The 18,171-nt window shown below is 60.1% G+C and carries 17 protein-coding genes; 9 read left to right on the top strand and 8 right to left on the bottom strand.

From position 1 onward, the window contains the following. Window positions 1-10: 10 nt before the first annotated feature. Complete coding sequence (locus H6650_08790; GenBank protein MCB8952093.1) at window positions 11-487, top strand: hypothetical protein; 477 nt, start codon at window positions 11-13, stop codon at window positions 485-487. Window positions 488-551: 64 nt separating this feature from the next. Here the strand turns inward: H6650_08790 and H6650_08785 are convergent, their stop codons facing one another. From H6650_08785 to hutH, 7 genes are all read right to left on the bottom strand, one after another. Next, window positions 552-1,676: a hypothetical protein gene (locus H6650_08785; protein MCB8952092.1), complete on the bottom strand. Its 1,125-nt coding sequence runs from the start codon at window positions 1,674-1,676 to the stop codon at window positions 552-554. Window positions 1,677-1,864: 188 nt separating this feature from the next. Further along, window positions 1,865-2,848 (bottom strand): NAD-dependent epimerase/dehydratase family protein, encoded by a 984-nt coding sequence (locus H6650_08780; protein ID MCB8952091.1) that lies wholly within the window; start codon window positions 2,846-2,848, stop codon window positions 1,865-1,867. 49 nt (window positions 2,849-2,897) lie between these two features. Then, window positions 2,898-4,166, bottom strand: coding sequence for a thiolase family protein (locus H6650_08775; protein ID MCB8952090.1), 1,269 nt, complete (start codon window positions 4,164-4,166; stop codon window positions 2,898-2,900). 132 nt (window positions 4,167-4,298) lie between these two features. Then, a complete protein-coding gene (locus tag H6650_08770) occupies window positions 4,299-5,144 on the bottom strand; it encodes a hypothetical protein (protein ID MCB8952089.1) in 846 nt (281 codons plus the stop codon). After that, window positions 5,135-6,253: an ATP-binding protein gene (locus tag H6650_08765; protein ID MCB8952088.1), complete on the bottom strand. Its 1,119-nt coding sequence runs from the start codon at window positions 6,251-6,253 to the stop codon at window positions 5,135-5,137. Before H6650_08765 ends, H6650_08770 begins: the two co-directional genes overlap by 10 nt. Before the next feature lie 54 nt (window positions 6,254-6,307). Next, window positions 6,308-6,691, bottom strand: a complete 384-nt coding sequence (locus H6650_08760) for a Uma2 family endonuclease (GenBank protein ID MCB8952087.1) — start codon at window positions 6,689-6,691, stop codon at window positions 6,308-6,310. After that, complete coding sequence (gene hutH / locus H6650_08755) at window positions 6,688-8,247, bottom strand: histidine ammonia-lyase (GenBank protein MCB8952086.1); 1,560 nt, start codon at window positions 8,245-8,247, stop codon at window positions 6,688-6,690. The genes H6650_08760 and hutH overlap by 4 nt, the downstream gene beginning before the upstream one ends. A gap of 248 nt (window positions 8,248-8,495) precedes the next feature. Between hutH and holB the strand changes: the two genes are divergently transcribed. After that, the gene (holB, locus tag H6650_08750) at window positions 8,496-9,497 is read left to right on the top strand and encodes a DNA polymerase III subunit delta' (GenBank protein MCB8952085.1); all 1,002 of its coding nucleotides are present in this window, start codon (window positions 8,496-8,498) and stop codon (window positions 9,495-9,497) included. Between the two features lie 24 nt (window positions 9,498-9,521). Here holB and H6650_08745 read toward each other — a convergent pair whose 3' ends face one another. Next, complete coding sequence (locus H6650_08745) at window positions 9,522-10,058, bottom strand: hypothetical protein (protein ID MCB8952084.1); 537 nt, start codon at window positions 10,056-10,058, stop codon at window positions 9,522-9,524. A gap of 132 nt (window positions 10,059-10,190) precedes the next feature. On the opposite strand from H6650_08745, the gene H6650_08740 reads away from it, so the two are divergent. From H6650_08740 to H6650_08710, 7 genes are all read left to right on the top strand, one after another. Next, window positions 10,191-11,294 (top strand): aminopeptidase, encoded by a 1,104-nt coding sequence (locus H6650_08740; GenBank protein ID MCB8952083.1) that lies wholly within the window; start codon window positions 10,191-10,193, stop codon window positions 11,292-11,294. Window positions 11,295-11,345: 51 nt separating this feature from the next. Further along, window positions 11,346-12,158, top strand: coding sequence for a bifunctional DNA-formamidopyrimidine glycosylase/DNA-(apurinic or apyrimidinic site) lyase (mutM, locus tag H6650_08735; protein ID MCB8952082.1), 813 nt, complete (start codon window positions 11,346-11,348; stop codon window positions 12,156-12,158). 14 nt (window positions 12,159-12,172) lie between these two features. Further along, entirely contained in the window at window positions 12,173-12,742 is a 570-nt protein-coding gene (locus tag H6650_08730; protein ID MCB8952081.1) for a hypothetical protein, read from the top strand. Window positions 12,743-13,258: 516 nt separating this feature from the next. Next, complete coding sequence (locus H6650_08725) at window positions 13,259-14,809, top strand: phytoene desaturase (protein MCB8952080.1); 1,551 nt, start codon at window positions 13,259-13,261, stop codon at window positions 14,807-14,809. A 48-nt stretch (window positions 14,810-14,857) separates the two neighbouring features. Next, window positions 14,858-15,808: a phytoene/squalene synthase family protein gene (locus tag H6650_08720; GenBank protein MCB8952079.1), complete on the top strand. Its 951-nt coding sequence runs from the start codon at window positions 14,858-14,860 to the stop codon at window positions 15,806-15,808. Next, window positions 15,805-17,382 carry an NAD(P)/FAD-dependent oxidoreductase gene (locus tag H6650_08715; protein MCB8952078.1) on the top strand — a complete coding sequence of 526 codons (1,578 nt, stop codon included), beginning with the start codon at window positions 15,805-15,807 and terminating at the stop codon, window positions 17,380-17,382. Before H6650_08720 ends, H6650_08715 begins: the two co-directional genes overlap by 4 nt. Continuing rightward, window positions 17,379-18,170, top strand: coding sequence for a lycopene cyclase domain-containing protein (locus H6650_08710; protein MCB8952077.1), 792 nt, complete (start codon window positions 17,379-17,381; stop codon window positions 18,168-18,170). The genes H6650_08715 and H6650_08710 overlap by 4 nt, the downstream gene beginning before the upstream one ends. Window position 18,171 lies beyond the last annotated feature (1 nt).

Genomic DNA, 18,171 nt, shown 5'->3' with positions numbered 1-18,171 from the left:
GGATGACGCTATGCAACGAATACGTACCTTCCCTCCCTTGATTCTGATTTTCGTAGGGTGGATGCTGGCGGGATGTGCCGGCATTTCCACCTCCATCGCCACCCCCGTCATCAACCAAACCCCCACCGGAACCCCCATCCTGCGCTTCCAACAAAGCGGCGGGATTGTCGCCCTCAATGACGAATGGGCCATCTACGCCGACGGCCTGATCACGCTCAACGGCAGCCCCAACCAGCAAATTGCCCCCACGCGCGTCCTTGCCTTGCGCGACCAACTCCTCGGCTACGGGTTCAACGACCTGGACGCCACCTACCTCCCCGCCGACCCCTGCTGCGACCGCTTCACCTACACGCTCACCCTCTACCAGGACGGGCAAAGCCACAGTATCACCACGATTGACGGCACGGAGGGCGTGCCAGCGGAGCTATGGCAAAGCATCCAGGCCGTACTCGACCTGCTCTCCGGAGCCGGAACCCCCGCGCCCTAAACCTGATTGGGGCGACGCGCCGCCACGTCCCGCGCCGCGCGTCGCCCTTTCACAACCATCAACCTCAGGGGAGCACAGCGTCCGCTTTGGTAAACAAGAAGTGGTCGTGGTAGTAGTGAATCCAGAGGAACGACAGCACGCCGATGTAATAGGACGTTTCCAGGGCGAAAGAGGCCGTACCCCACTTGCCGCCGATCACGAAGTAGAGGATGGAGAAGACAATGCCGATAATGACGACCGCGCCGCCCGTCAGCGCCAGATTAAAGCCATAAAAAACCCTGGCCTTGCCATCCTCGGAAATTCGTTCCACCAGCGGCGATTTGCGCAGCTCCCCGCGCTCCTCACGCAGGCGATTGATGTACCACGTCAGCGCCAGATATTGGAACGAGTGCCACACGTTCATACCCTGGAACGCGGTGTCCAGGTTGCCCAACGTGGGCACAATGAACGAAGCAATACTCGTCAGGGTGATAAAGACGATCTTCGGGACATGCGCCGTGCCCTCGCGGAACTCCAGGATCGTCTTGATGATAAAGGCCAGGGCGCTGACGCCAAACGCCAGCCCCGCCGCCCAAACCACCCACGGCTGCTCCAAAAAGGCGGGAATGACGTCATTCAACCTGCTGGGACCAATGGTGAAATCCTGCGTGATGGCCACGCGATAGGCGGCAAAAGGATAAAGACTGGTCAGAACAACCGCATAATCGATGAAGCGGGAAAGGGGCGAGAGGGAAGTCTTCACGGGGGCGGCTCCCGCCTTCTGGTTATACGCTTCCACGACAAAGATGATCTGGTGCAAGACGTGAATAGACGCCCAGAAGAAGAAAATCGTCAGCAGAAGCGTCAGGTTGGTCAGTGCCAGCGTAATCACGACGAGGGGGATCACGATGGAGGAACGCAGGAATCCGCGATAATGCTGGCGAAAATCGACGTCCAGGGCAGTACGGGTAAAGGTGGCGTACATGTGGGGGCCGCCGATCATGGCCGCAATGAGCAGGTTGACCGCCTGCCGCCCAAAATCCGACTCGACGTGCAGCACATCCCGCATGAATAACCATGTCAGGTACGGCAAGGGAACCAACAAAACACTGGCGCTGATAAAAATCAAGTCCCATTTTTGGTTGTAAATCCACTTACTCTGGCTCAAGTTGCGACGCTCTGGCCGCATCGTCAATGCAGTTGCGCTCATCAGTTTCCTCCTTCGAAAATGTAGGGCGATTTAGAAAATCGCCCGCCCGATTTGGAAAATCGGGCTACGGTGGTGCATCATTTCCATTCACGGTAGTCGGCGACAGCCGGTGAAGTCTCCTTTGAAAATGTAGGGCGATTTGGAAAATCGGGCTACGAAGGTCTCCAAGACCTTTAGGGATCGGCTGATTAGATAATCCCTTGCGTTCGATACCATGCCACGGTTTCCTGCACCACTTGGAGAAATGGCGTCCGCGGCAAGTCCAACTCCCGCGTGGCTTTGGTCACGTCTGCGTACACAAACGCCCCTAACATCCGCACCTGGTTTTCATCAAAAGGCACACGATTGCCCAACACGCGCCGCGATGCGCGCACCCCCGCCGCCGCCAGGGGCAGGCTCCATCGCGGCAGGTTCAGTGTCGGCGGACGCTTTTCCAACACCTGGCAAATCGTCGCCAGCGCCTCCGCGTGCGGCAGATTGATGTGCCCCAGGATGTAACGCTCGCCCGCGCGCCCCTTCTCCGCCGCCGCCAGATGCCCCGCCACCACATCCTGCACGGCCACGTAGTTTGTGCCCCCGGGCAGATTCATCTTCGCCAGCCCGCGCGCGGCCTCGACGATGATGGAACCGGAGATTTGATTAACGTCACGCGGACCCAGCACCACGGCAGGATTCACGATGACGGCTTCCAGACCCGCTTCTACTGCTTTTCGCACTTCAATTTCCGCCATAAACTTGCTGTGACCATAGGGCCACGCCTGGGGCGGCAGATTAAAGGGGCTATCCTCGGTGAGCAGTTCGCCTGATGCCGGCACGCCCATAGCCGCCATCGAACTGGTAAACACCAGCCGCGACACGCCCGCCAATCGCGCCGCTTGCAGCACGTTTTGCGTGCCGCCCACGTTGACGCGATATACCCAATCTGGCTGTTGTCGCCAATAGTCGGCCACGGCGGCCACGTGAAAAACCCACTCGCAGCCCTCCAGGGCCGCCGCCAGCGTCTCCGGGGAGTCTAGCACGTCGCCAATGACGGATTCATAAGCGAGACCCGCCAACGCCTGCCGCGAAGACGTCTGGCGGTGCAGCAGACGCGGCGTGATGCCGCGTTGGTTCAGCGCCGCGGTCAGATTCGCGCCAATAAAGCCCGTGCCGCCGGTGATGAATACGTGCATACAGCCTCAAGCGAGAGGAGCCGCCGCAAAGACGGCTCCCGCGAACGGTTTACAGCAACTCAATGATCGTTGCTTCGCCCTGCCCCACGCCCACGCACAGCGTCGCCAAACCGTAGCGCATGTGCTCGCCTTCCGCGGCGCGCCGCCGCATTTCGTACAGCAACGTGGTGAGGATGCGCGCGCCGGAGCAGCCCAAGGGGTGGCCGAGGGCAATGGCGCCGCCGTTGACGTTGGTGATTTCGGGTCGCAGCCCCAATTCACGCATGACGGCCAGGGATTGCACGGCGAACGCTTCATTGAGTTCGACCAGGTTGATGTCGTTGAGGGTGAGGTGGGCGCGTTGGAGGGCTTTGCGCGATGCCGGCACTGGCCCCAACCCCATCGTACGCGGATCAACCCCGGCCGCCGCCGCCGCCACCCATCGCGCCAGCGGCTGGACACCCAGCGCCGCCGCCCTCTCCGCCGCCATCAGCACCAACGCGCTCGCCCCATCATTCAGGCCACTGGCATTACCCGCCGTCACCGTCCCGCCCTGGCGAAAAGCGGGACGCAACTTCGCCAGAATCTGCGGGCTGGTATCCAGTTCATACCCGTTATCGCCCTTGACGATACGGGGATGCTCATCCGTATCCACCATCACGGGCGGGCCTTTGCGCTGGGGAATGGGCACGGGCACGATTTCCGCCTGGAATCGGCCCGCGTTGATGGCCGTGCAGGCGCGCCGCTGGCTTTCATAGGCAAACGCATCCTGCTCCGCGCGGCTGATCTCGCCCCCCTCAATCTGGCCGGCGCAGCTCATCTCGTAGATGTTTTCCGCCGTTTCTCCCATAGCTTCCAGGGGGAACAGGGCCTCCATATTGGGGTTCGGGTAACGCCAGCCGAGCGTGGTGTCCCAGCCGGTGACGTTGCCGGCAGGTCCCCAGGCGCGCGCGTTTTTGGGGAAGGAGTAGGGGGCGCGCGTCATGCTTTCCACGCCGCCGGCCACGTAGATGTCTCCCTCGCCCACGGCAATGGCGCGCGCCGCCTGGTTCACGGCGTTCAGGCCACTGGCGCAGAGGCGGTTGACGGTCACGGCGGGGACGTGATGGGGCAGCCCGGCGAGCAGGGTGGCCATGCGGGCCACGTTGCGATTGTCTTCGCCGGCCTGGTTGGCGCAGCCGAAGATGACTTCCTCGATTTCCGCGGGATTAATGCCGGCACGGTTCACCACTTCTTTGATCACCAACGCCGCCAGATCATCCGGGCGCACATCGGAAAGCGCCCCCGCCAGCCGACCAATCGGCGTGCGCACGGCACTGACAATAACAACTTCTCTCATGGGAATACTCCGTTCTACTCCATGCTTTTGATATCTATTCAGACCGGAGATCTTCCCGGAAGCTCAATGTCAAGTGGCATCAAAACAGCTTCCGGGAAGATGCTCGTGAATAGTACCTGTTTTTGTTCAATTTCAAGGGAAACGCGCTCTCATTACTTCCTGCCGCAGCCTGCCCCACTCCGGCAGCCACGTCCAGGCATCCGCGGCTTTTTCAATACCGCTGATCACTTTATTGCGAAAACCCAATGGTGAAATGAAACCCATACTTGTCAATTCTGGTTCCATTGTGTAGAGGATGTCTTTGCCGGCAAAAAACGTCAAAGCGCGCTCATAATAGACGCCTCCCGCCTGGTAAAGAGGGATAAAACTCTCAAATCGGGCCATTACTTCATTGACGTTGACCTGGTTTCCTCTCATCCATTTTTGGAGGTTGTCTTTAAGGGCCTGACGGCAAGATTTTTCCGTGCGTTCGTCGGGTAAAGGATGCTTCCCTTGCCCTCGCTTCCGGCCCCAACGGTTTTCCAGACGCTCAAAGCGACGTCGAGATGAAGACAAAGTGTGTCTAGCCGCCATATAAAAGCCAAGTTCAGTACATGCCTTTGTTAACGCCTCTTCAAACCGCCGTGGGTCAGGAGCCTCGTCGCCCAATGCCTTTTGAACAACCTGAGGGTCAAGCAGGTAGTTTTCTATCTCCCGCCGTTCCCACTGCCAACCAAGCCATTCCTCTTTATCATCCCAATTCTCAGACCATTTTTGCGGAAGGGAAAGCGATTCGCTGCTTTCTTCATCATCAAAATCACGGTCTCGAATGCCGGCACTACGCAACCCTTTGGCGCGTGTGGCCATAATTCGTTTACTCAGTTCATGTTTGCCACCGCCTGGGCGAATCTCGCAACCAGTTCCTGCGAGAACGTGGTTGAGTACAATGGCATCCGGGCTACTACCTCCACCCTCGCAAAACAACAGCGCTACAGGCATAACGCCCCCCCTGGCAAACGGTGAATCACTTCTTCCCGCATGACATTGCTCACCGCTTCGGAATGGGTCGTCATGATGAACTGGCTGGTGGGATCAATTTTAGGCAGTTGCGCGGCCAATGCCTGCGCCGCTGGCGGATGTAGATTCAGATCCACTTCATCAATCAAGATAACGGAATAGCCTATCTGCTGACGCACAAACTCATACAAAATAGGAAACACATTTTGTTCGCCAGCCGACATCTCCGCTATATCGTAAGTGCGTCCGTCGCCGTCACGGATGAGGAAGTAGTACTCGCGTGAATCTGGTGAGTCTGACATCGGTTCAATGCCGCCCAATACGGTGCGTGATGGAAAAATGCGCTGATATAGTTGGTCAAGTTTCTGCAAATAATCCTGTTCCGAAGTCAATACCCGGCGACGATAATCCCAACCTAACAAGTACTCGCGCAATTGTCCCACACCAGCCTCATAATTAAGCCGTCCGCCACCGCTATGTCCATTATTCTGACCATTTTCTTGATCAACCTTATCGGTTTCCGGTGATGATGGCGGCGACGCCAGGTTGCGGAACTGATCGAACCAAAAAACGCGCGGAACGCCAGAAAATTTGCTCTTTTCGGCCGGATTGTTGCGCAGCAAACCCAGCAAATAATATCGTCCCCAGAACTGGCTTAACTCATCAACGGGATTAGTGAGTTTGAAACCATCCAATACAAGCGTTATCCGGGATTTTTCACCTGGGGGTATGAAATGACGATTAAGCCAAAAGTCAGCCGGTTTGGTATCACGCCAGCGAAGAGCCAGCTCACGATTCGTTTCTATCTCTTCCGCACTAAACTTGATGGTGACTTCAATACGTGGAAGCCCCCAGCGGGCATATCTCCCGGACTGAAACCCAATCCAGTCAAAGTCCTGTACCTGGTATACCTGGCGTGTCGCCAATGCCAATGGGAGGGCAATGGCCTGCAGAATGGTGGTTTTGCCCGCGCCATTGTCACCCAAAATCAGGTAGCGATTGCTGATCTCCCCCAACGTTTGATCGCGGAAGTCAATTTCGTACTTATCAAATCGCTTAAACCTGTTGATGACCAGACGTTCAACTTTCATTTTGGGCTTTCCTTGCGGCGTGCTTTTCGTAAGCAGGCGCGTTTACCAAAGGAACTATGTTGTGGCCGCGTCCAGGACGGCGGCGACGTCCAGGCTAAATCCTGGAAGGAGGATGGAGTCCGCCATCGAACCGGGAGGGAACACGCCGTGTACGCTATAATCGTCGCCCGCCAGGGTTAAGACGGTGATTTGGGCCGCGTCCGGATCAATGAGCCAGTATTCGGAAATGCCGGCACGCGCATACTCCCCTCGCTTCACCACCAAATCCCGCCGGCGGTCCGCCGCACTCCCGCTGACAACTCCCATCACCAGGTCTGCTCCGTCCCAGTAGTGCGCCTTGACCCGGTGCAAATAGGCCGCGGCCAGAAACATCAGATCCGGTTCGCGGTACTTCGCAGGTTCGCCCGGAACGCGCCGGGTTGTTGACAAAGGCGTCATGGCTTTTCTCCTACGGCCGACTCAATGGCTTCTTTGAAAATGCCGGCATTCACCATCTCCCTCACCTTCTCCATATACGGGGCCAAAACCACGTCATGATCCACAAATGGGACCGCCTCGCGCACCAACTCATAAACAACCGCCGTTCCCGCCCCCAGGCGCGCCTCTTGCCCCAATACTCGCCGCCGAAAATCGACCCCCTGCGCCGCCAGCAGCAACTCAATCGCCACAATCGTCTCCACATGGTCCAACACCTGCCGCGCCTGACGCACCGCCGTCGCGCCCATGCTCACGTGGTCCTCTACATTCGCACTGGTGGGAATCGTGTCCGCGCAGGCAGGATGAGCCAGCACTTTATTCTCGCTGGCCAGAGCGGCGGCCGTGTACTGGACCATCATGTAGCCGCTCTCCAGGCCACCGTGCGCCGTGAGGAACATGGGCAGCACATGCCCGTTGCTGTCCGCGTCCACCAGGCGGGCAGCGCGTCGTTCGCTGATGTTGCCCAGTTCAGTCAGGGCCAGGGTCATGTAGTCCATGGCGATGGCCACGGGTTCACCGTGGAAATTGCCGGCACTAATCACCTCCACCCCGTCCGTTTCCTCATCCACGAAAATGATCGGATTGTCATTCACGGAATTCAACTCAATGCCGATCACCCACTGCGCGTACGCAATCGCATCCCGAATCGCCCCATGCACCTGCGGCACGCAGCGCAGCGTGTACGGGTCCTGCACATGATATGGATCGTGGCGGCGCACAAAATCGCTCCCGTGCAGCAGCCGCCGCAAAAAAGTGGCGCAGTCAATTTGTCGCGGATGCGGGCGCACCGCATGAACGCGGGCATCAAAGGCGCGGTCCGTGCCATGCAGCGCCTCCAGGCTGAGACACGCCGCCGCGTCCGCCGTCAGCGCCAGGTTGATCCCCCGCCGCACCGCCAGCGCCCCCAATCCCACCATGAACGCCGTGCCATTCAGCAGGGCCAGCCCTTCCTTCGCCCCCAGTTGCAGCGGCTCCAACCCCACCCGCGTCAGCGCCTCGCCCCCCGGCAGGCACGTTCCCTGCCAGGTGGCTTCGCCTTCGCCAATGAGGACCAGCGCCAGGTGCGCCAACGGGGCCAGATCGCCGCTGGCTCCCAGGGAACCCTGCGCGGGGATGCGAGGATGCACGCCATGATTGAGCAACGCCAGCAGGTGTTCAATCACCATCGGGCGCACGCCGGAGAAGCCCTTTGCCAGCGTATTGGCGCGCACCAGCGTCAGGGCGCGCACGGCGGCCTCGTCCAGAAGTGGGCCGACGCCAACGGCGTGGCTGCGTACCAGGTTCTGTTGCAACTGCCGCACCTGGTCGTGGGGAATCACTTTGTCCTTGAAACGACCAAATCCCGTGGTGATGCCGTAGACAATGGCATCCTCCGCCACCAGTTTTTCCACCGCCATCCGAGTCCGCTGAATGCGCGGCAGCGCCGCCGGGTCCAATCGCACGGGCCGAAAATCGCGCGCGACGGATACGACGTCATCCATTGTCAATGATTCGCCAGAGATAAATAACGGTTCCATGCGGCTATTATAACCCGACATGAAAATAAGGGCGCATCCGTTTACAAGGGCTTTGCTCAGGAGTTGACGGATGCCAGATCGCCCGCTTTCCGCGTCATCTCAAAACATCGGGCGGCGTCGGTTGAGCATGTGGAAACCGACGACCTGCGACAAGCTCAGGCCACGTTTACGCCAGAGCATTGAAAAGATTCCGCTTTCCCATAAAATACGCGGGTGATGCGGGCGCAATATCATTTCGGGATGGATAGATGAACGAGTGGAACAGAATTGTCGGCCATGATTGGGCCGTGGATATTTTGCGGGCGGCGATCCGGCATGAGCGGGTAGGGCACGCTTACCTGATTACGGGGCCGGCGCAGGTGGGCAAAACGACGTTGGCGCGCACGTTTGCGCAGGCGCTGAACTGCCAGGCGGCGGATGTGGCGGCGCGCCCGTGTGGCAAGTGTCGCCCCTGCCAGCTTATTGCGGCGGATCGCCACACGGATGTGCGTCTGTTGCAGCCGGAGGTGGGCAGCCGCGGCAATCCCATTATCAAAATTGACCAGATTCGCACGCTGCAACAGGAGTTGTCGCTGGCGGCTTATGAGGCGCGCTGGAAGGTGGCGATTTTGCGCCAGTTTGAGGCGGCGAATGCCAGCGCGGCGAATGCGTTTTTGAAGACGCTGGAGGAGCCGCCGCGCCAGGTGGTGCTGCTGCTGACGGCGACGGATGCGGAAAGTTTGCTGCCGACGATTGGGTCGAGATGCCGGCATCTTCCCCTCCGCCCCCTTCCCCTCAACACCATCATCGACGCCCTACAAAGCCGCCGGCGCATTGCGCCAGAACAAGCCGAACACCTGGGCCACCTGGCCGACGGTCGCCTCGGATGGGCCATCCAGGCCGCCACCGACCCACAACTGCGAGAAGCGCACACCGCCAGTCTGGCGCAACTGCACGCCATCCTCCACGGCTCCCTGTTAGAACGCTTCCAGCAAGCGGAAAAACTGGCGAACAAAGCGGAAGAACTCCCCGCGCTGCTGCAAACGTGGGTTGCCTGGTGGCGCGATATGGCGCTGGTGGCCTGGCAACAGTCCGCGCGTGTCGTCCACGTCGATCAACTGGCGCAAATGCAACCGCTGGCTACGACCTGGGGCAAACCGGCTATCGTTGCCAGCCTCAAGCACACCCAGACCGCGCTGTGGCAGTTGCAACACAACGCCAACACCCGCCTGGTGCTGGAAAACCTCTTTTTGCAGTTCCCACAGGCCTGAAATCGTCGCCCCCGCCCGTCCCCCTCACTCCTCCTCGTCCCGCTCGCGCAGCGTGGCAAAGGCGCGGTCCACAAAGTCGGCGCTGTCCACCAGCAGGTCGTTGATCTCCGCCGCATTTTGGAAGCGGTCCCAGGTCGTGTGAATAAACGTGATGCGCCGCCAACGCAGGCTGATGATCGGGCGCTCCAGCCACTGCACCGGACCAAGCTGCACTTTGTAATAGAGCGCGTGGGCACGCGGATGGTCCGGTTCGTGCGGCAACAGCGCCTGGCGCGTCATCAATTCGTGCCCCAGGCGGCGGGCATAGGCGTGAACGGCCCATTTCCGCGCCCCAAAATGACGGCTGAAGTAAAAAGCGAAGTACTCCGCATACAACCCCTTGGGGGCGTATCGCCGGGGGATACGATACCAATGCTCCGCCTCAATGAGGGCAAAGTCGGCGGGGGTGGGGACATAGGCAACGAGAACGCGATCTTCGGGATACATGGGGAAAGGGTAATAGCCGGCAAATAGGACGCGATTGTACGCGGCGAAATATAGAGTAACACGTATTCGCGTCACTGATATTTTACCATAATGCACAAAGGCATGGAATGGTGGGCGCAAGGAAGGTATAATCAGGTGGCGGGGCACTGGCTCGTGCGTGTGCGCCCTACCTGAATTGTCGTCACAAGTAATGGGAATGGATACGTTATGAATGATCCTCGTGTGGAGAAATTAGCGAGTTTGTTGACAAATTATTGCGTGGCGGCGCAGCCGGGCGATAAGGTGGTGATTATGGGGGCGGCGGGGGTGATGCCGGCATTAATCGCAACCTACCGCGCCGTCATTCAAGCAGGCGCCCACCCCTTCATCCAATTGCAGGATTACGCCCTGGAAGAAATCCTCCTCAAAGAAGGGAACGACGACCAGATCCAATTCATCGATCCGGCGCACCTGCTCATCACGGAAACGTACGACTGCCGCATCTACATCAGCGGCGGCAGCAACACCCGCACCCTCAGCAGCGTCGATCCCGCGCGCCAGGCCCTGCGACAAAAAGCCCAGCGGGAACTCCTGGACATCCGTATGCGTCGCAGCGCCGCCGGCCAGATGCGCTGGGTGGGCACGCTCTTCCCCACGAACCCACAGGCGCAGGACGCAGACATGTCGCTCACGGAGTATGAGGATTTCGTTTACCGCGCCTGCTTCATTGACCGCGACGACCCGGCAGCCGCCTGGCGCGCCATGTCCGCCACGCAAAGCCGCCTGGTTGACTGGCTGCATGGCAAAAAGCAGGTGCGCGTGCAAGGTCCCCACGCCGATCTCACGCTTTCCATTGCCGACCGCGTTTTTATCAACTCCGATGGCCGTAACAACATGCCCAGCGGCGAGATTTTCACCGGTCCCGTGGAGGAGTCGGTGAATGGTTGGGTGCGCTTTACGTATCCGGCCATCTACCAGGGGCGCGAGGTGGAAGGGGTTGAGCTGCATTTTCGGGACGGTGAGGTGGTTCGGGCAAATGCCGGCAAAGGCGAAGCCATCCTCCAAAGCGCCCTCAACACCGACCCCGGCGCGCGCTACCTGGGCGAATTCGCCATTGGCACAAACAACGGCATCAACCGCTTTACCAGGTCCATCCTGTTTGACGAGAAGATCGGCGGCACGTTCCACATGGCCCTGGGTGCCGGCTATCCGCAAACCGGCAGCCGTAACCGCTCCGCCATCCACTGGGACATGATCTGCGACATGCGCGACGGCGGCCAGATTTGGGTGGACGATGAACTCTTCTACGAAAGCGGCCACTTTCTTGTATAAAATACCCGTCGTGTCCATTCATGAAATTCGTATCACCCTCCCCCACACGCCATGCCTGAGCTACCCGAAGTCGAAACCAGTGTCCGCGCACTGCGCCCGCTGCTGCGCGGGCGGATGATCGTAGGCATCTGGAATGATTGGCCACGCCACATCGCCCGCCTGGACCTGCCAGAATTCGCCGCCCGCCTCCGCGGCAGCCGCATAACCAACCTCTCTCGACGCGGCAAATATCTGGTGTTCCACCTGGACAGCCCGGAGACGCTGATCATCCACCTGCGCATGTCCGGCCACCTGGCAGTAGTCGCGCCTGACCAACCGATGCACCCGCACATCCACACCGTCTTCCATCTGGACAACGGCGCGGAGCTTCGTTTCCGGGATCAGCGTAAATTCGGCCAGATTTACCTTACCCAAAACCCGCGGACGGTGTTGGGCAGCCTGGGACCGGAGCCGCTAGAGCCGGCATTTACGCCAGAGGTGCTGCGAGAGCGGCTCCAAGGACGGCAGCGGGCAATCAAACCGCTACTGCTGGATCAGTCATTTATTGCCGGCATTGGCAACATCTACGCAGACGAGGCATTGTACGCCGCACGCATTGATCCACGACGGAGCGCGGCTAGTTTATTGGAGGAAGAGGTGATGGCCTTGTATGCCGGCATTCGCCACGTCCTGCAACTGGGCATCGACCGCGAAGGAGCCAGCATTGACCTTTACGTCAAACCAGACGGGCAAAAAGGGGACATGCAAAACGCCGTACAAGTTTTCCGCCGCACGGGCAACCCCTGTAATCACTGCGGCCAGCCCATTGAACGCATCGTCCTGGGCGGGCGCGGCACGCATTACTGCCCACGCTGTCAACAGTGAGAGGTGATTCCAACATGGATCGGGAACTCGAAGTCATGACTGCCTTGCGACTGCCGCCGCTGGGGAAACTCGTCGTCAAGGTAGGCAACCACCGCTACGAAAAACTGGAAGAACTGCCCGTAGGACCGCTGCGCCAGCGTGTACTGGCGGCCATCGGCGAACTGGTTAGCTTTGCCGGCGGCTACGACACGCTGGTGGAAGCCGGTCTGGCCCCGGCAATCCGCCCCACGGAAACGCCGGAAGCCATCCAGGAAAGACAAGAAGCATTCCTGCAAACACTGTCCGCGCCATCCGAAGAACCGGCAACCCCAACCTCACGCCGCCCCTCCTTGACAGGTCGCGCGACGCCCCCGCCTCCTCCGCCCATGCAAACCGACATTGCCGCGCAGATAAACGCCATCTTGCAGCGCCACCTTCAAGCCACGCCGGAGATGGCCGGGCGACGGGTGCGCCTCATAGGTGGCGCCTCCGGGACACTGCAAATCGAAGTGGACGGACGCTTCTATGCAAGTCCTGGACAGATTCCAGACAGCGCGGTGCAGCTCTTGCTGAAAAAGGCCCTACGGGATTGGGACCAAAAGTAGACAACGCGCTCCGCGCCCTACCCAAACTGACAAGCGACCCGAATTCGTAGAGTCCGCGTAACTCCGGGCGACCTCTGGAGATAGGACCAGTTTCACCTGAGCCAATTGGTCCAATCTGGCCTAGCCGTTACAAGTCCGCTTCCGTCACATGACCCACGCCACGTCATGGCGTGGGTTTTTGTTTGCCTGCCGGTTGTCGTCTGATGCACGCGGACGTTCTCCACGCTCGCCTGCCGCCCGACATAAAGATGAGAGCCAAATAAAATCCCGCCAATTGCTCGACAAAGTCTTGACAAATCATAGACGAACACCGTATAATGGACACGTATCTGAACAAAAGATGTGCGTGACTATTCAGCCTCTGGGGTACATGATCCTCAATATCCCCAGAAGCGCGATTTCAAGCCCAAAGCGACTCGTTATTCCAATCATTGAGCATCAAGCAGCTTCCGGGAAGATGGTCGTGAATAGTTACCAGTGTGCGACACGGCTTGGACCATAAGGAAGGCAGCAGTGATAGGAAACAGCGAAGTAAAAAACGTCATCGTCATCGGCAGTGGGTTTGGTGGGCTGGCCGCGGCCATCCGCCTGGCGGCACGCGGTCATCGGGTGACGATTTTTGAGAAACGAGACAAGTTGGGTGGCCGCGCCTACGTCTACGAGCAGAACGGATTCAAGTTTGATGGCGGCCCAACCGTCATCACCGCGCCATTTATGTTTGATGAGATTTGGGAAAGTGCCGGCAAAAACGCCAGCGACTACTTCCAAATTGTCCCCCTCGACCCCTTCTATCGCATCTTCGACCACCAGGGACGCGCCTTCGACTACAACGGCGACCACAACTTCACCCTGGACCAGATTGACCGCTGGAACCCACAAGACCGCGACGGCTACACCGCCTTCATCAAGACAACCAAAGACATCTTCGATGCCGGCATGTCCTTAATTGACAAGCCATTCCTGCGCGTCGGCGACATGCTCAAAGTCGCCCCCGACCTCATACGCCTCCAATCCTACCGCAGCGTCTACGGCTACGTCTCCCGCTTCATCAAAGACGACTTCCTGCGCCGCTGCTTCTCATTCCACCCCCTGCTCATTGGCGGCAACCCACTGGACGCCGCCTCCCTTTACGTCCTCATCCACTACCTCGAACGACAGTGGGGCGTGCATTATGCGATGGGCGGCACAGGCGCCATCGTCAACGGCATGGGCCGCCTCTTCAGCGATTTGGGCGGCAAAGTGGTGCTAAACGCGGAAGTAGACGAAATCTTGACAACCGGCCGCCATGCACATGGCATTCGCCTGGCGGACGGCACAGTCCACCACGCAGACATCGTTATCTCCAACGCGGACGTCGCCCACACCTACCTGAACATGATCCCCGCCGCCAACCGGCGCAAGAACAGCGACCGCCGCATCCGCAACATGAAGTACAGCATGTCCCTCTTCGTCATCTACTTCGGCACAAAGCGCCGCTACACCGATTCCGCCCTCACACACCACAACATCATCCTCAGCGAACGGTACAAAGGACTGCTGCGCGACATCTTCGCCAACGGCGATCTGCCCGAAGACTTTTCGCTCTACCTGCACATGCCCACGCTCACCGATCCCTCCATCGCCCCGCCCGGACATGAAGCATTCTACGTCCTCTCCCCCGTGCCCCACCTGGGCGCGAACATTGATTGGCGCACCGCCGCCAAACCATACCGTGACGCCATCATGCAGTTCCTGGAGGACAACTACCTGCCCGACTTGCAAGCCAATCTGGTCGCCGAGCATGTGATCGACCCGCTGCACTTCCAAAACACGCTGAACAGCCACCTCGGCTCCGCCTTCTCCGTGCAGCCCACGCTGACGCAATCCGCCTGGTTCCGCCCGCACAACCGCTCCGAGGACTTCGACAATCTCTACTTCGTGGGCGCGGGCACGCATCCGGGAGCGGGTATCCCCGGCGTTCTCGCCTCCGCCAAAATCGTGGACGAGTTAATCGGCGGACCGGCGCCCGTCGGCAGCCACCGCCCCGCCCCCACCCACTACGCCGCGCCGGAACTGGCCCTGGCATAAGGGACACCTCACACCTCATACCTCATCCCTTTTCCTCTGGAGAGCGCAATGACATTCGTAAACACGGCATGGGAACACAATTTGCTTTCGTTGGCGCAGAGTTCGGGAGAGGGAATGCCGGCATTCTCCCCCCGCACCCACAACATCCCCAACACCCACTTGCAGCAAGCCTACGCCACCTGCGAAGCCATCACCGCGCGGCACAGCCGCTCATTCCACATGGCCTCTGGTCTGCTCCCCGCGGACAAACGCCGCGCCGTGCGTGCCCTCTACGCCTTCTGCCGCGTCAGTGACGACATCGTCGATCGCGGCAGTGGCAACATCGCCGACCAACTGGCGCAGTGGCGACAACAAGCCCTCAGCGGCAGCCCGCACACCGAAGACCCCGTCGTCCTCGCCTGGACCGACGCCCGCCTGCGCCACCACATCCCCCTCCACTACGCCCACCAACTCCTGGACGGCGTCGCCCGCGACCTGGTGCAAACCTCCTATGAAACATTCACCGACCTCACCACCTACTGCTACAGCGTCGCCTCCACCGTCGGCCTCATGAGTATGCACATCACCGGTTATGCCGGCACACACGCCATCCCCTACGCCATCAAACTGGGCGTCGCCCTACAGCTAACCAACATCCTGCGCGACGTCGCCCAGGACTACCAGAACGGGCGCATCTACCTGCCCCGTGAAGAACTCGCCGCCTACGGCCTCAGCGCCGCCGACCTGGAACGCGGCATAGTCACCCCCGCCTGGCGCGACTTCATGCGCTTCCAAATCGCCCGCAACCATCAACTCTACGAAGAAGCCTGGCCCGGCATCGCCCTGCTCGACCCCAGCGGACGCTTTGCCATCGCCGCCGCCGCCGAACTATACCGCGGCATCCTGGCCGACATCGAAGCCCACGACTACGACGTATTCTCCCGCCGCGCTCACGTCAGCGGCTGGGGCAAATTGCGCCGCCTACCCGGTATCTGGTGGCGCAGCCGGGAAACCGCATGACCGACTACGATGCTGTCTTCATTGGCGCGGGGCACAACGCCCTCGTCTGCGCCGCCTACCTGGCCCAGGCAGGCTATCGCGTTTGCCTGGTGGAACGCCGCCCTATCGTTGGCGGCGCGGTGGTCACGGAGGAACACGTGCCCGGCTTCCGCTTTGACCTCGGCGGCTCCGCGCACATCCTCATCAACCACACGCCCATCGTCGCCGATTTAGGCCTGGAGGCGTATGGCCTGGAATACATTGACGTCGATCCCCTTTTCTTCGCGCCCTACCCCGATCGCCGCTCCCTGACCATTTGGAAAGACCTGGATCGCACGTATGATGAAATTGCCGGCATTTCCCCCCGTGACGCCGACAATTACGCCCGCTTCATACGCGAATGGCAGCCACTCGCCGCCGCCATGGTAGACGCCTTCATGCAGCGCCCCTCCCCCCTCAACCTTGCCAAAACATTGGGATGGCGCAGCGGCCTGGGGCGCGACAACATCGACCGCCTGGCCGACATCCTCCGCGGCTACGGCCCCCTGCTGCGGCAAACGTTTGAAACCCCCCAGGTGCAAGCCCTCATCGGCTGGATGGCCGCCCAATCCGGCCCCCCGCCCACCGAACCCTTCAGCGCCCCCTTCGCCCTCTGGCATCCCATGTACCACGTCAGCGGCGTGCGCCGCCCGCGCGGTGGCTCCGGCATGTTAACGCAAGCCCTGGCGCGCATGATCCAGGCACACAGCGGCCACATCATGACCGACGCCCCCGTGCGCCGCATCCTCACGCAGAACGGACGCGCCGTTGGCGTGGAAACAAGCGATGGTCGCCGCATCACCGCCCGCGCCGTCGTCTCCGGCGCGCACATCCACACCACATTGGGTTTGCTCCAGGATGGAGAAATTCCGCAAAAATCCCGCAGCCTGCTGCAAAAGTCCCGCATCGGCAACGGCTTTGGCATGATCGTGCGCTACGCCATGCGCGAACTCCCCAACTACACGGCGCTGCCCTCGCCACCTGACGGCGTTGCCGGACCGCAGCACCGCGCCTTGCAGTTTATCTGCCCCGACCTGGACTACCTGGACCGTGCCTATGGCGACTATCTCGGCGGCACGCCCTCCCGCGACCCCGCCCTCATCGCCATGACGTTTTCCGCCGTAGACCCTACCCTGGCCCCCCCAGGCCAACACACCCTCTTTCTCTGGGGACAGTATTACCCGTATGAACTGGCTTCGCGGGAAAACTGGGACGACATCGCCCGGCGAGAGGCGGACCGGATGCTGGCCAAGCTGGCCGAATATGCCCCCAACGTCACCGACGCCGTCATCGGCCAACTGATCGAAACGCCCCTGTACCTGGAACGCACGCTGGGGTTGCTCCGCGGCAACGTCATGCACCTGGAAATGTCCGTGGACCAGATGTTCCTGCTGCGCCCCGCGCTGACGATGGGCAACTATCGCGGCCCCATCAAGGGATTGTACTTTACAGGAGCCAGCACCCACCCTGGCGGCGGCATCATGGGGGCAGCCGGGCGCAACGCCGCCACCGTCCTACTACACGATTTTTCCCGCCGCTGGAGATTCTGGTCATGACCTATTTTGGCATTCTCTTACGCTTTCTCGTTATCCCGATTTTGTTGCTGCTGGGTCTGCACGCCTGGGATCGCCGCCGCGCAACGTCCACGCCATCAGGCGCCAGCAAAGGCATCGCGCCCTGGCAAGCCCTTGCCGCTCTGGTTGTCATCGCCCTGATTTATACAACACCATGGGACAACTACCTGGTAGCGACCGGGGTTTGGTACTACGACCCGGCCCTGGTCACAGGTCTGACATTGGGGTGGGTTCCGATTGAAGAGTACACATTCTTCTTGTTGCAGCCGATTTTTACCGGTCTGCTGCTGTTCTGGTTGTTGCGCCGCCTGCCGCCGGACGCGCGCCCATCGCCACGTTTGCATTGGCTGCGACAGGTTCCGGCCATTCTGCTGGGGGGCGTGGCGATTATCATGACCGTGGTGCTGGCTTCCGGCTGGGCTCCGGGGACCTACCTGGCGCTAGAACTGGTCTGGGCGCTACCGCCTATCATTTTGCAACTCGTATTTGGCGCGGATATACTGTGGCAGGCGCGTCGAGCGTTACTGCTCACTATCACGATTTCGACGCTGTACTTGGGGTTCGTGGACGCACTGGCCATTAATGGGGGTACCTGGACAATCAGCCCGGAGCAGTCATTAAATGTGTTGATTGCCGGCATTCTCCCCATCGAAGAGTTCATCTTTTTCCTTGTAACCAATGTGCTCGTCGTCTTCGGCCTCGCGCTTATGTTGGCCCCGGCCAGCCGCACACGTCTGCTGGTCCGCGCCATGCCTGGGAGCGTTAGATGAA

This window comes from Ardenticatenales bacterium, assembly GCA_020634515.1.
Lineage (GTDB): Bacteria > Chloroflexota > Anaerolineae > Promineifilales > Promineifilaceae > JAGVTM01.
This window is presented reverse-complemented; position numbering and strand designations above follow the sequence as displayed.